Below are 14,921 nucleotides of genomic sequence, written 5' to 3' on the forward strand. Positions count from 1 at the left end.
TCAGACCTCGATTGTTTTCGGACGACGCCGTTCAAACCACATCACGATGATCACCCGCGTCACGAAGATCGCGGTGAAGACCGATGTCAGAATCCCCAGCCCCAGCGTGATCGCAAAGCCGCGCACCGGGCCAGAGCCCATGGCGAACAGGATCACAGCGGTGATGAAGGTGGTGATATTGGCGTCAAGAATGGCGCTCAGCGCCTTGGAATAGCCTTCGTCAATGGCCCGTGCAGGACCTCGACCGGCCTTCAGCTCCTCGCGGATCCGTTCAAAGATCAGCACATTGGCATCCACCGCCATACCGACCGTCAGAACGATACCCGCAATCCCCGGCAGGGTCAGCGTCGCACCAATCAGGCTCAACGCACCAAAGATAAGCGCGATATTGAGGATCAGCGCGATATTGGCAAAGATCCCGAACAGACCGTAGCTCAGCGCCATGAACACCAGCACCCCGACAAAGGCGACGATGGTCGCAACCTTGCCCGCGTCGATGCTGTCCTGACCCAGTTCCGGGCCAATCGTGCGTTCCTCAAGGAACTCCAGCCCGGCAGGCAGCGCACCTGCACGCAGCAGGATCGCCATATTGGTGCTTTCCTCGATGGTGAAATTGCCGGTGATAATGCCAGAGCCACCCGGAATATGCGACTGGATCACCGGGGCGGAGACCACCTCCTCATCCAGCACGATGGCAAAGGGCGAACCGATGTTTTCGGCCGTATAGTCGCCGAACTTGCGCGCACCGGTGGTGTTGAAACGGAAGCTGACCGCCGGGCGGCCGTTCTGATCAAACGACGGCTGCGCATCCACCAGCTCCTCACCGGTCACAACCGGTGCAGCCTCAACGGTGTAGAACACACCGTCTTCGTCCAGCGACGGCACGACTTTGTTGCCGACACCCGCATTGGCATCGGCGTCCGTGCCGCGCCCCACGACGGGGTTAAAGGTCAGCTGGGCGGTGGTGCCGATGATCGCCTTCAACTCAGACGCCGACCCGATGCCGGGCACCTGGATCAGGATCCGGTCGCTGCCCTGGCGCTGAATGGTCGGCTCGCGGGTGCCCACTTCGTCGATCCGGCGGCGGATGATTTCCAACGCCTGACGCACGGTGCGGTCATCAGAGGCCAGCTTCTCCTGCTCGCTCAGCTCTACGGTCAGAATGTCACCGGTCCCGGACACGGTGATATCCGTGGCCCCGGCGCCAGTCAGGCTGGTGATCGGATTGGCCAGACCACGCACAACCTCCAGCGCGCGGGCCATGCCCTCTGGCTGAGAGATCTTCAGACGAATCTGCCCCTCCGGTGCGGGCTGGCGCCGGAAGGTGCCGACCTCACCGCGCTCAGGGCGCAGCGCGTCGCGCACTTCAGGCCAGAGCGCATCCATGCGCGCGCCGTAGACGTCGGCCACCTTCACCTCCGCCAGAAGATGCGCGCCACCACGCAGGTCCAGACCAAGGTTGACCAGCGACGACGGCATGAACGACGGCCATTGGCCCGCCACGTCCAGCCGCGCGGGGCTTTCGCCCTTCGCGATTATTTCGGCGGCGGCGTCATTGGCCTGCTCGACGCGCGTGTAAAACGCATTTGGCAGGGCAAGCAAAAGGCCGGTCACACAGACCAGCCAGATGAGAACCCGCTTCCAGAGATCAATTTGCAGCATTGCCCTGCCTTTTCAGTTGGTTAAGCGGGGATGCTTACGCTGCCGGCTCGGTCTTGTTCAGAACCTGCGCGATGGTGGATTTGATCACGCGGATTTTCACACCCTCGGCGATTTCCACTTCGATCTCGCCATCGTCCTTGACCTTGGCCACCTTGCCGATGATGCCACCCTGGGTCACCACCTGATCGCCCCGGCGCAGCGCCTCGACCATCGCCTGATGGGTCTTCAGTTTTTTCTGCTGCGGACGGATCAGCAGGAAATACATGATCGCAAAGATCAGAATGAGCGGGAGAAACTGGGCGAGTGCGCCACCTTCCATGGGATATTCCTTCTGTGTGACAGGCGCTTCAGACGCCCTTAATTTTGCAGGGGAACCTATGCGCTGGCCCGGGGCTTTGCAAGGCTAACGGGGCCAGTTGCGATACCGCAAACGCAGTTGACCCATGGCGGGAGCGATGAGAGGGTTTTTACAACCCATTTCAGATCCAGATTGCCCATATGACCACGATTATCCTGCCGATTGATCCCAAGTATTTTTGGGCGATTGTTGCCCTTCCCGCTTTTACGCCGCGCTGCCGAGGACACCCGCCCTCAATGCGCCCTCCTGACAACAGCCTGCGCGCCGCAGCCTCGCGCCCCCTTCCCCTTCCCGCCCCCATCCGGCATATGCTGGCGGCACTGATTCAACGCTTTAGGAGCACCCCCATGCATGACATCCGCGCGATCCGCGAGAACCCTGCCGCTTTTGACGCCGCTTTGGCGCGGCGTGGGGATGCGGCGATGTCCTCTGACATCCTGGCGCTGGATGAAACCCGCCGGGCCAAAATCCAGGCGGCCGAAACCGCTCAGGCCGACCAGAACAAGGCGGCCAAGGCCATCGGCGCGGCCAAGGCCAAGGGGGACGATGCCGAATTCGAACGTCTGCGCGCGGAAGTGGCCGGCAAGAAAGCCGAAGTCGCCACCCTGCAGACCGAGGCCAAGGAACTGGACGCCAAGCTCACCGATGTGCTGGCCCGCATTCCCAACCTGCCCGCCGAGGACGTGCCCGAGGGCGCGGATGAGGACGACAATGTCGAGGTCAGCAAATGGGGGGCGATCCCCAATTTCGCCTTTGAACCGAAAGAGCACTTTGAAATCAAGGGCGTCGCAGCTGCGATGGATTTCGAAACCGCCGCCAAAATCTCCGGCTCCCGCTTTGTGCTGCTGAAGGGCGCCGTGGCCCGTATCCACCGCGCGCTGGCGCAGTTCATGGTCGACACCCATGTCGATGAGAACGGCCTGACCGAGGTGAATTCCCCGGTTCTGGTGCGCGATGAGGCGATGTATGGCACCGACAAGCTGCCCAAATTTGGCGATGACAGCTATCAGACCACCAATGGCTGGTGGCTGGTGCCCACCTCCGAGGTGCCGCTGACCTATTCCGTTGCGGGCGACACGCTTGATGAGGCGGCCCTGCCGATCCGCATGACCGCGCATACGCTGTGTTTCCGCTCCGAGGCGGGCAGCGCCGGCAAGGATACCTCCGGCATGCTGCGTCAGCACCAGTTCGAGAAGGTGGAGATGGTCTCTATCGTCCACCCCAGCCAGTCCGATGATGAGCAGAAGCGTATGCTGCGCTGCGCCGAAGGGATCCTTGAGAAACTGGGCATCCCCTATCGCACCGTCGTGCTGTGCACCGGCGACATGGGCTTTGGCGCGCGCCGTACCTTTGACATCGAGGCCTGGGTGCCGGGTCAGAACACCTACCGAGAGATTTCCTCGGTCTCCACCACCGGTGATTTTCAGGCCCGCCGCATGAACGCCCGGTTCAAACCTGCGGACGGTGGCAAGCCGGAATATCTGCACACGCTCAATGGCTCCGGTCTGGCGGTCGGGCGCTGCCTGATTGCGGTGCTGGAAAACGGCCAACAGGAAGACGGCTCCGTCAAACTGCCCGAGGTGCTTGCCCCCTACCTGGGTGGTCGCCTGACCCTAACGGCGGCAGGTGATCTGGTTTAACAGCGCACTGCAACCTGTTAATAAAATATAAAAACCGGCGCACCCCAGCGCCGGTTTTCCTTTTCTCGCGAGACGCGCCTCCGGTGAGGCCTATTTCTTCCTGGCCTTTCCGGCAGCGGCAGAATCGTCCAGTTTCTTCGCACTGGCCTTCTTGCGGCCTGCCTCCTTCTTGCCGGTCTCTTTCCGGGCGGAGGCTTTTTTGGCAGGTTCCTTTTTGGCGTCTTTCTTGGCGCCGTCTTTTTTACCGCCGTCTTTCTTTGGATTGTTCTTGGCCTCAAGGATCGCCTTGGCCTTGGCCTTTTCCTTCTCGATGGCGCGTTTTGCCTTGGCCTTCACCCGCTTTGCCTTGGCTTTGGCCTTCACCTTTGCGGCGGCGAATTCCTCGGCCAGGGCTGCGGCCTGTTTGGCGGCCTTCTTGGCCTTGGTGACGGCCCTCTCCGCCTTGGCCTCCGCCGCGCGGCGGGCGGCCTCGGCCGCAGCAAGCGCCGAGCTGAGCTGCGCGGCATCGCCCGTCTGGGTATCCGCGCCATTGCGCGCCGCTGTCGCGGGCGTGGCGCCATTGGCACGGTGATCCGGCCCGGTCCCGGCGCCCTTAGCGACCCGCTGCGCCTTGCGCGCCTCGGCCACAAGCTTCTGCGCGCGCAGCCGGCCGATACGCGGGATCCGGCTCAGCTCCTCCGGCGTTTTTCCGGCAACCGCCTCAACCGTGGCGCAGCCGTTTTGTGCCAGAACCTGCGCCAAGGCAGGACCGACACCGGGAAGTGTTGCAATGGATGTCATGAGGTCTCCTGCCTGTTGGTCGCCTGCATCCCACCCGCCACGGGGACCGATCCTGCCGCCTGCTGCGGGAATGGCACCAGCCGCTGCTGCTCCTCATCCCAGAGTTTCAGCCCCATGGCGCGGACCGCCTCGCCAAATTTGATCCTGCGCGGGGCAATCTCCGGCGGCAGATTGTGGTGGCACCGACGCAGCCGGTAGCTGGGAATGCGGGCGTTGAAATGATGAATGTCATGAAGCGTGATATTGGCGACTGCAAAGTCAAAAAACCAGCCAAAATCGAGGCACGATGATCCCTGAAGGGCGGCCACCTGCGGATTGAGGTCCGGCCGACGATCCCAATAGGTGTCCTCAAAATTATGCTGGAGATAGACCAGAAACACCCCGATCATCCCACCAAGAAAGGAAAACCCCAGCCAGATCAGCACCCCGGTCATCCCCGCGATGGCATAGAGCAGCGCGAGCAGCAGCACGATCACTACATTGTGCAGCACCACCCCCAGGACGCCAAAGCGCAGCGTATTCTTCGGCCAGCGATAGCGGATGAAATAGGTGAACGCCGCCCCCAGTGGCACCAGCACAAACGGGTTTCGATACAGCCGATAGACCAGCCGCTGCGCCCAGCCCGCCGCCTGCCATTCGCGCAGCGTCATGGTGTGGATTTCACCGGACTCGCGGTGTTCCAGATTGCCGATATAGGCGTGATGCTCATTGTGGTTCTGTTTCATCACCTCAAACGGCGCAAAGGTGAAGGGCGACAGCACATGGCCTGCGACTTCGTTCTGCCATCGGGTTTCGAACAGCGAATGATGCCCGGTGTCATGTTGCAGCACATAAAGCCGCACCGCCGCAAAGGCAAAAACCACCCCGGCAGGCGCCATCAGATACCAGATGTCGGCGTAGCGGATCGCCAGTGACAGCGACAGGAAATAGACCGCAAACGTCCCAAAATAGCTGAGCGCCGCCAGCCGGTTATCCTTCTCGCAATAAGTCCGCGTATATGCTCTCAGATCCATGAAATGTTCCTTAGAGACGCAGTGTGACGCTGAAATGACGATGGCCTGAGGCAGATTGCCCGTGGCCCGGCGACGCTCAGACCGCCACTGTGAATACCCCGCAATACCCCGACGCGGCGCCCCGCATCTGAGGGTCCGGCCGCCCGACCGGCATCAGATTGCGCAGAGAAGCCACCCCGGCTTTCAATAATCTATGGTGAAGCCTAGCAAAGCCAATGGCTTGCGGTCAAATGGGGCCAAGGTCGCAGGCGTGAAGCCGCGCGCCCCATGAAAAAAGGCAGCCCTCGAAGGGGCTGCCCGAAATCTCATCCTGCGGTCAGCACGGCAACGCTCAGCTGCGGCGGCCTTCCAGATGTTTGCGCAGCTTCGACGGCGGCGCTTTTTTCTTGCCCTTGTAGGGGTTCTTGTCCGACTGCGAGCGCAGCGTCAGACGAATGGGCGTGCCCGGCATGTCGAAATCCTGCCGCAGCCCGTTGACCAGATAGCGATTATAGCTCTCGGGCATCTTGTCGGGATGCGAACACATCACCACAAAGCCCGGCGGACGGGTCTTGGCCTGGGTCATATAGCGCAGCTTGATCCGTTTGCCCTGCGGGGCTGGCGGCGGGTGCTGTTCCAGCATCCCCGTCAGCCAGCGGTTCAGCGCCGCCGTTGGCACCCGGCGGTTCCAGACGTCATAAGCGCGCATGATGGCGGCGTGCAGCCGGTCCAGACCCTTGCCGGTCTTGGCCGACACGGTGATCAGCGGCGCGCCGCGCAGCTGCGGCAGCAGCCGGTCAAAGGCCTCTTTCAGATTGCGCAGTTTTTCCTGCTTTTCGTCCTCGATGTCCCATTTGTTCACCGCAACCACAACCGCGCGGCCTTCACGCTCGGCCAGATCGGCAATGCGCAGATCCTGTTGCTCAAACGGGATTGCCGCATCCAGCAGGACCACCACAACCTCGGCAAATTTCACGGCCCGCAGACCGTCGGACACGGAGAGCTTCTCCAGCTTTTCCTGCACCTTGGCCTTCTTGCGCATACCCGCGGTATCGAAAATCCGCATCGGCACATCCTGCCAGTCGATCTGCAGCGAGATCGCATCGCGGGTGATCCCGGCCTCGGGCCCGGTCAGCAAGCGATCCTCACCGAGGATCTTGTTGATCAGGGTGGATTTACCCGCATTCGGACGCCCGACAACCGCCACCTGCAACGGTTTGTTGCGGGTCGGCATCGGCACCGAGAGGTCATCCTCCTCGGCGTCCTCATCCAGCGCGACGTCAATCTCCGGGCTGTCGTCCTTGGCGCGTTTTTCAAACTCATCCGCCAGCGGCATCAGCTGCGCATAAAGGTCGTTCAGACCCTCACCATGTTCGCCGGACAGGCGGATCGGCTCTCCCAGCCCCAGCCCCCAGGCGTCCAGAACACCGGCGTCGGCGGCATTGCCCTCGGCCTTGTTCGCGGCCAGAATCACATGCGCGGATTTCTTGCGCAGGATTTCGGCAAACATCTGATCAACCGGAGTCACACCGACGCGGGCATCGACCATGAACAGACAGATATCGGCCATATCGACCGCCCGCTCGGTCAGGCGGCGCATCCGCCCTTCCAGCGAGTTGTCGGTGGCATCTTCCAGACCGGCGGTATCCACCACGGTAAAGCGCAGATCGCCAAGACGCGCTTCCCCTTCGCGCAGATCGCGCGTGACGCCGGGCTGGTCATCCACCAGCGCCAGCCGCTTGCCGACGAGACGATTGAACAGTGTGGATTTGCCCACATTCGGGCGGCCCACAATAGCGAGGGTAAAAGACATCAGACCAACTTTCTGCGATTCAGACGCGCCCCATAGCGCATCTGCGCGTGCCCTGCCAGAGCACATCGCTGTTTAACCCTCTCCTACCGCATCAAAGCGCTATCGGAAAGCGTGCAATTGTCCCTTGGTCGACACGACATAAAGCGTGCCGCCAGCCACCACCGGCGCGGTGCTGGCACCGCCCGGCACCGCAACCGTGCGCAGCAGTGCTCCGCTTTCGGGGCTGAAAAAGCGCAGCAGCCCATCATTGGAGGCGACAACCACCTGCCCCCCGGCCACCACCGGGCCGTGATGCGCCACGATGGCGCCCCGCTTGCGGGGTTTGTCCTTCAAGTATCCGGGCAGATCGGCCGCCCAGATCGCCTCGCCGCTGTCCGCGTCCAGCCGCAGCAGCTGGCCCAGATCGCTGATCAGGAAAACACTGCCCGCAACCGCCCAGACCGGATCCACCGCGCCATGGGGGGCGGTCCACAGACGATCGCCAGCTGCCAGATCAAAGGCCGCAGTGCGCCCGGACTGGTTGCCGACATACATGCGGTTGCCGGACACCACGGGCGAGCCGGTCACATCGCTGATCCGCGAAATCGTTCGCCCGATCCGCTTGCCCGCAACCGAGGCGTTCCAGCGGCGCAGGCCGCCCTTGCGGAAGGTCGCGGTAAGATCGCCGGATCCAAAGGCAAAAATCGCCAGATCGGAGGTCACCGCAGGCGCAGGCGCGCCCAGGATATTTGACGGGCTCGGGGTGGCCTGGATCTGCCAGGCAATCCGGCCATCCTTGGCATGGACCGCCCAGCCGGTGTCATCGCCGGCCACAAGATAGATCAGCCCATCGTGCACGGTGGGCTGCCCCGAGCCGGTCGCCTCAAGCTCCTGCCGCCAGAGGGTCGCGCCGCTCGCCGCATCCAGCGCGGTCAGCACGCCATACCCGGAGGAGACATAAACCACGCCATTGTCAAACGCCAAACCGCCGCCGGTGGCCTGACCGGAGCTGTCGGAGGCTGGCAGCAGCTCGCTCTGCCACTGCAAGGCCCCGTTTGTGGCAACGGCGGAAACTCTGGCGCCGCTGTCCAGCGTATAGATGCGGCCATCGCCGACAACCGGCGTGGCGGTGATGCGCTGACGACGGCTGTCGCCCGCGCCGATGGAGGTAGACCAGATCGCGTTTGGAGCGGCGGCAAGCGCCGGGTGGACCGGCCGCAGCCCTTCGACACCGGGGCCCTGTGGCCAGCTGGTATTGCTGCGTGCCGCAGGCAGGGCAATGGCGCGGGTTTCATTGGTCACCACGGCGACGCTGTCATCGCGCAGATCCAGACGTTCACCGCGCAGGATGACCTCAGGCTCGGTGCAGGCGGACAGGACCAACGCCAATGCGGTTCCTGCCAGAATGCCCCTTGCTCCCCAAAAGCTTGTTACTGCCGTCATTACCCTGCCCCGTTACTGCACTTATACTGCACGTTTCTCGCTGCGCCCGTCAGCGCAGATATTGTCCTCAGCCTTCTGGTGCCGCGGCCGGCTCCAGCGCTCCCCCAAGCGCCACAATCACTTGCGAGGCACGGTCTTTCAAGTCCGAGGTGACCGCCGCCGACGCAATAATGTCGCGCAGACGGGTGATGGCGCCCTCGGCATTGCCGTCTTCGATGTCGATCAGGGCCAGCTGTTCCTGCGCCAGCAGCGCCAGCGGCGCACCGGGCTGGGCCAGCGCCTCGAACTGGATCCGGCGGTCGGCGATGGGCAGGCTGTCCTGCTGCAGGCCAAGCGCCTTGAAGGTCGCGATATGGCGATAGATCACTGGCATCTCGCCATTGCTGGCCACGGCATTCAGCCGCTCAACAGCGGCCGCGCGCTCGCCTGCGTCGGCCAGAGCACCGGCCTGCAACAGCTTCAGCACCGTATCGCCCCCGGCGGTTTCAGCGGTGATGGCATCCAGCGCATTGGCACGGGCCGCGCTGTCGTCGCTGTCCAGCGCGGCGATCATCTGGTCACCCAGCGCCTGCGCGGCGGCCTCGGTCTGGGCGCGGTTGTATTCGCGCAGCGCCGCCCCACCCACGATCAGCACCACGGCCACGCCGCCAATCCAGCCATAACGTTTGAGTATCTTGAACAGGCGATCGCGACGGACCTCTTCTGTCACCTCATCGATAAAGCTGTCGGTGTCGCTCATGAAAATGTCCCTGGCAGATCCGGCAACCGCCCCCGCGCTTGCCGGAAAGTTTCCTGTGTTCTGCTTCTCTTACAGTGCAACCGGTGCCAAGCCAAGTGGCCCTGTTGTGCCCGATCCCGCACAAACCGCTCCAAAAAGGCAAAAAATGTGAACTGAACTACAGAGTTTAGTATGGACAATGCCTATATCGCCCATATCACTTAGCGCGAGTTCGCCTGAACATGCCGAATTAATGGTATGGTTGTTGAGTGGTTCTATATGTCCCGGATGGGATGACTATGAATTTAGGAAGGCCCAAGATGCGTGTAATTCCCCTGATAACTGCTGCTGTTGTAACGGCAGGCTTGTATTATGCCGTGATCGAGCGGGATGCGCTTCTTGCCTTCGCCCGGGGGGAGCAGAGCGACGTGGACGCGGTGGCTGCCCCATCTGATGCGGAGGCTGCGGCCCCAGCCGCTGACGCCGCTGATCCAACCGGAGCCGTTGCAGCGGCGGCGGCATATACCAAGGAGACCGGCAAATCGCCGGTCGGGGTGGTCGCCATCCGCAGTAGCGCCCGTGGTATCGACAGCGCTGTCGTGCTGCGTGGTCAGACCCAGGCCATCCGCGAGGTTGAGGTCCGGTCTGAAACCACATCCACCGTCCTGTCCGAACCGCTGCGCAAGGGTGCGCAGGTGAAGGCTGGCGATCTGCTGTGCAAGCTGGATCCCGGCACCCGCCCCTCAGCCCTGCTGGAGGCGAAGGCCCGGCTGAGCGAAGCGAAAATCCGCGTCCCCGAGGCCAAGGCCCGGCTGGAAGAGGCCCGCGCGCGGCTGCGCGAGGCGCAGATCAATCTGACCGCTGCGGCGAAACTCTCCGAAGGTGGCTTTGCCTCTGAAACCCGGCTGGCTTCGGCGCAGGCTGCCGAGCGCTCTGCGGTGGCGGGCGTGGCAACGGCGGAAACCGGGCTGGAAACCACCAGCGCGGGCATCGAAGCCGCCTCGGCACAGGTTGCCGCCTCTGAAAAGGAACTGTCGCGTCTGGATATCCTCGCACCATTTGACGGGCTGCTGGAAAGCGACACCGCCGAACTGGGCAGCCTGATGCAGCCCGGCAGTCTTTGTGCAACCGTGATCCAGCTCGAAACCATCAAACTGGTCGGTTACGTGCCAGAAGCCGAAGTCAACCGCGTCACCATTGGCGCCATGGCCCGCGCCGAACTGGCAAACGGGCGTCTGGCTGCGGGCAAGGTGACCTTTATCAGCCGCTCAGCTGATCCCACCACCCGCACATTTGAGGTGGAAATCACCGTGCCGAACCCGGATCTGGCGATCCGCGACGGCCAGACCGCCGATATCGTGATCTCCGCCGAAGGATCCAAGGCGCATTACCTGCCGCAATCCTCGCTGACGCTGAACAATGACGGCCAGCTGGGCGTGCGCGTGGTCAAAGAGGATCGGACGGTCGGATTTTACCCCGTCAGCCTCCTGCGGGATGAGGCCAGCGGTGTCTGGGTTAGCGGCCTGCCTGAACAGGCGGATGTGATTGTTGTCGGGCAGGATTTTGTTGTTGCGGGCGTCGCTGTTGAGCCCACGTATAAAGAGGTTACCCAATGACCGGTATCGTCAGCTGGGCCGCAGAACGGGCCCGTATGATCCTGGCGTTCATCGCCATTTCGCTGCTGGTCGGCGGCTTTGCCTATGCCAGCCTGCCCAAAGAGGGCGAGCCGGATATCGAAATCCCCGCGCTGTTCATCTCTGTCCCCTTCCCCGGCATCTCCGCCGAGGATGCCGAAACCCTGCTGGTCAAGGTGATGGAGACCGAGCTGGCCGATCTCGACGGGCTGGACAAGATGTCCTCAACCGCCGCCGAAGGCTACGCCGGTGTGGCGCTTGAGTTCGACTTTGGCTGGGACAAGACCGCGATCATGGCAGATGTCCGTGACGCGATGGATGCCGCCGAGGCCGATTTCCCCGAGGGGGCTGAAAAATACACCATCAACGAAATCAACTTCTCAGAATTCCCCATCGTCATCGTCAACCTGACCGGCGCCGTGCCCGAACGCACGATGGCCCGTATCGCCAAGGACTTGCAGGACGATCTTGAGGCGCTGGAACCGGTGCTCGAAGCCGGGATCGCCGGCAATCGCGACGAGATGGTCGAGGTGCTGATCGACCCGCTGCGGCTCGAAGCCTATAACGTCACCGCGCTTGAACTGATCACCGTTGTGCAGAACAACAACCAGCTGATCGCCGCCGGTGAGGTGGAAACCAATCAGGGCACCTTCTCCGTGAAGATCCCGTCGTCCTTTGATGATGTGCGCGACATCTACGAGCTGCCAGTGAAGACCAATGGCGACCGCGTGGTCACCCTGGGTGAGCTGGCAACGATCAATTTCACCTTCGAGGATCGTCGCGGCACCGCGCGGTTCAACGGCGAGGACACGGTGGCGTTGCAGGTGGTCAAGCGCAAGGGCTACAACCTGATCGACACGGTGGATCTGGTCAAGGTAACCCTGGCCGAGGCCAAGACCAAATGGCCACCCGAGCTGAAGGCCGCGGTCTCCGTCGGCACCTCCAACGACCAGAGCCGCGTCGTCGGCTCCATGGTGAGCCAGCTGGAAGGTTCGGTCCTGACCGCTGTTGCTCTGGTGATGATCGTGGTGCTGTCGGCGCTTGGCAGCCGTGCCGCGCTGCTGGTCGGTTTTGCAATCCCGACCTCCTTCCTTTTGTGTTTTGCCTTCCTTGCGGTGATGGGCGTGAGCATCTCCAATATCGTGATGTTCGGCCTGATCCTTGCAGTGGGTATGCTGGTGGATGGCGCCATCGTGGTGGTCGAATACGCCGACAAGCGGATCAAGGAGGGCACCGGCCCGATGCACGCCTATGTCGAGGCGGCGCAGCGGATGTTCTGGCCGGTGGTTTCCTCAACCGCGACCACGCTCTGTGCCTTTCTGCCGATGCTGTTCTGGCCCGGTGTCCCCGGTGAATTCATGGGAATGCTGCCGGTCACGCTGATCTTCGTGCTCTCGGCATCGCTGGTGGTGGCGCTGATCTATCTGCCCGTCATGGGCGGTGTCACCGGCCGCATGAGCCGCCTGTTTGAAAACCTCTCCGACGGGCTGCGGGCGGTTGCACCCTGGTGGCTGCGGGCCGCTCTGGTGCCGGTGATGCTCTGGGGTATGTTTGCAGGGGCGATGCAGATGCTCAACGGGGGCTATCTGCTGCCCGCTCAGGTGCCCGATACCGCCGCGCTGATCTTTGGTGCGCTGGTCTTTGTGCTGGCGGCCTTCGGGGCCTCGGTCACGCTGGGCGCGGCCAGTCTGCACCGGACCGAGAAATCCGTCGATGCCGGCTACAAACACACGCCCTTTGGCCATTTCATCAAATTCATCGTCGGCAATCCGGTCATGCCCATCGTCACCATCGGGGCGATCGCCTTTGCCATCATGACCGTCTTCACCATGTTCGGTCAGAACAACTACGGCGTTGAATTCTTCGTCGAATCCGAGCCGGAACAGGCCACCGCCTATGTGCGCGCCCGTGGCAATACCTCGCTGACCGAAGAGGATGAGATGGTGCGCCAGACCGAACAGGTGATCCTGTCGCATCCGGCGGTCGTGAATGTTTTCTCCTTTGCCGGTGAAGGCGGGCTGAACACCGATGCCTCAGGCGCCCAGACCCCGCCCGATACCATCGGTCAGGTCCAGTTCGAGATCATCCCATGGGAGGACCGGCCGACCCAGACCGAAAGCTGGTTCAACGGCTGGTTCACCCGCGAGGTGACGGCAACCGAGTTCGACGGCGATACGGTGATCGAGGAGATCAACGCCGAACTGGCCAAGCTGCCGGGCTTTGAAGCGGAAATCCGCGCGCTGGCGCAGGGGCCCGCCTCCGGCAAACCTGTGCACCTGCGTCTGAAAGGCGACAGCTGGGACACGCTGACAGCCGCCACCGAACAGGCCCGCGCCCAGTTCGAGGCAACCCCCGGTCTTGACCTGATCGAGGACAGCCTGCCGCTTCCCGGTATCGACTGGCAGATCGACGTCGATGTCGAAAAGGCCGGGCGGTACGGCGCCGATGTGGCGACCGTTGGCGCCATGGTGCAGCTGGTCACGCGCGGCATCCTTCTGGACACCATGCGCGTCGACAGCTCGGACGAGGAAATCGAAATCCGCGTTCGCCTGCCCGAAGAAGACCGCGTCCTCTCCACCCTTGATGCGCTGAAACTGCGCACCGAGGACGGGCTGGTGCCGCTGTCGAACTTCATCACCCGGCATCCTGTTCCCAAGCTGGAAAAAATCAGCCGCGTCGAACAGCAGCGCTATTACGACGTGAAGGCGGATATCGAACCGGGCCTGTCAAAGGTCATCACCACCGAGACCGAGGACGGCAAGGAGCAGACGCTGGCCTATGTCAAATCTCTCCCCGAAGGAACCGCAACCGGCGAGTTGACCGGCCCGGATGGCACAGCGTTCAGGCTGCGCAGTCTTGAAGGCGCGGCCACACAAGAGGCCCTGCAATCGGCGCTGGAGGATGGCGCCCGTGTTGTGGCGCTCAACGCCAACGAGCGCATCGCCAAGCTGACCGAGTGGCTGGAGAGCGATCCGCTGCCCGCCGATATCACCTGGGAATGGACCGGCGATCAGGAAGAACAGGCCGAATCCGGCGCCTTCCTGATGAAGGCCTTTGCCGGGGCGCTGGGGCTGATGTTCGTGATCCTCCTGGCGCAGTTCAACAGCTTTTACAATTCCATCCTGGTTCTTCTGGCGGTGGTGCTGTCCACCACCGGCGTGCTGATTGGCATGATGGTCATGCAGCAGCCGTTCTCGATCATCATGACCGGCACCGGCATCGTGGCGCTGGCAGGCATCGTGGTGAACAACAATATCGTTCTGATCGACACCTATCAGGAATATGCCCAGAAGATGCCCCGGATCGAGGCGATCATCCGCACCGCCGAGGCGCGGATCCGTCCGGTTCTGCTGACCACCATCACCACGATGGCCGGTCTGGCACCGATGATGTTCGGGCTCAGCCTCGATTTCATCAATGGCGGCTATTCCATCGACAGCCCGACCTCGCTGTGGTGGAAGCAGCTGGCGACCGCCGTGGTCTTTGGTCTGGGGATTGCCACCGTGCTGACGCTGCTGGTGACACCCTCGCTGCTGGCGATCCGGGTGTGGCTGTGGATCTATGTCGCCGCCCTTGGCCGCCTGCTTGCACGGCTTACCGGCGGGCGATCCAGCCAGATCGCGCGCGACATGCGCCTCGCGACCAAGGCCCGCACCCTGCCCACCACCGAGATCCTGTGGGAGCGTGAAGGCAGGCTGGACAATGAACGAGACCCAGCGATGTCGGCGCCCGAAGCCGCACAGACCAGGCCGGACGAGGGCTGGGAGGAAGAGAAGGGCAAACCACCTTCAACACCGCTGCGCGCCGCCGAATAACCAGCCAACGCCCCGCCTCCGCGGGGCGTTGTGCGTTTGTTGGGACCAAAGCGCAGCCATCGGCGGCCAGCGACCAATCCGCCGCAT

10 protein-coding genes are annotated in these 14,921 nt (G+C 62.7%); 3 read left to right on the plus strand and 7 right to left on the minus strand.

Annotated features, from left to right (window positions below):
- Both secD and yajC read right to left on the minus strand, forming a co-directional pair.
- Complete coding sequence (gene secD, locus VWY75_RS10905) at positions 1-1,662, minus strand: protein translocase subunit SecD (protein ID WP_340545834.1); 1,662 nt, start codon at positions 1,660-1,662, stop codon at positions 1-3.
- A gap of 34 nt (positions 1,663-1,696) precedes the next feature.
- Complete coding sequence (yajC, locus tag VWY75_RS10910; RefSeq protein ID WP_340545835.1) at positions 1,697-1,981, minus strand: preprotein translocase subunit YajC; 285 nt, start codon at positions 1,979-1,981, stop codon at positions 1,697-1,699.
- A 386-nt stretch (positions 1,982-2,367) separates the two neighbouring features.
- On the opposite strand from yajC, the gene serS reads away from it, so the two are divergent.
- Positions 2,368-3,660: a serine--tRNA ligase gene (gene serS, locus VWY75_RS10915; RefSeq protein WP_340545836.1), complete on the plus strand. Its 1,293-nt coding sequence runs from the start codon at positions 2,368-2,370 to the stop codon at positions 3,658-3,660.
- Positions 3,661-3,750: 90 nt separating this feature from the next.
- Here serS and VWY75_RS10920 read toward each other — a convergent pair whose 3' ends face one another.
- From VWY75_RS10920 to VWY75_RS10940, 5 genes are all read right to left on the minus strand, one after another.
- Positions 3,751-4,440: a helix-hairpin-helix domain-containing protein gene (locus tag VWY75_RS10920; RefSeq protein ID WP_416538923.1), complete on the minus strand. Its 690-nt coding sequence runs from the start codon at positions 4,438-4,440 to the stop codon at positions 3,751-3,753.
- Positions 4,437-5,453, minus strand: coding sequence for a fatty acid desaturase (locus tag VWY75_RS10925; protein WP_416538924.1), 1,017 nt, complete (start codon positions 5,451-5,453; stop codon positions 4,437-4,439). The genes VWY75_RS10920 and VWY75_RS10925 overlap by 4 nt, the downstream gene beginning before the upstream one ends.
- 331 nt (positions 5,454-5,784) lie before the next feature.
- The gene (der, locus tag VWY75_RS10930) at positions 5,785-7,245 is read right to left on the minus strand and encodes a ribosome biogenesis GTPase Der (RefSeq protein ID WP_416538925.1); all 1,461 of its coding nucleotides are present in this window, start codon (positions 7,243-7,245) and stop codon (positions 5,785-5,787) included.
- A 99-nt stretch (positions 7,246-7,344) separates the two neighbouring features.
- Positions 7,345-8,667, minus strand: a complete 1,323-nt coding sequence (locus tag VWY75_RS10935; protein ID WP_416538926.1) for a PQQ-binding-like beta-propeller repeat protein — start codon at positions 8,665-8,667, stop codon at positions 7,345-7,347.
- 67 nt (positions 8,668-8,734) lie between these two features.
- Positions 8,735-9,406: a hypothetical protein gene (locus VWY75_RS10940; protein WP_416534186.1), complete on the minus strand. Its 672-nt coding sequence runs from the start codon at positions 9,404-9,406 to the stop codon at positions 8,735-8,737.
- Positions 9,407-9,705: 299 nt separating this feature from the next.
- Between VWY75_RS10940 and VWY75_RS10945 the strand changes: the two genes are divergently transcribed.
- On the plus strand, positions 9,706-11,001 hold the full coding sequence (locus tag VWY75_RS10945; protein ID WP_416538927.1) for an efflux RND transporter periplasmic adaptor subunit: 1,296 nt from the start codon (positions 9,706-9,708) through the stop codon (positions 10,999-11,001).
- Positions 10,998-14,834, plus strand: coding sequence for an efflux RND transporter permease subunit (locus tag VWY75_RS10950; protein WP_416538928.1), 3,837 nt, complete (start codon positions 10,998-11,000; stop codon positions 14,832-14,834). The genes VWY75_RS10945 and VWY75_RS10950 overlap by 4 nt, the downstream gene beginning before the upstream one ends.
- Positions 14,835-14,921: the final 87 nt, after the last annotated feature.

Origin of the sequence: Phaeobacter sp. JH20_08, assembly GCF_048056635.1 — a bacterium.
In the GTDB taxonomy this organism is placed as follows: Bacteria; Pseudomonadota; Alphaproteobacteria; order Rhodobacterales; family Rhodobacteraceae; genus Phaeobacter; species Phaeobacter bryozoorum.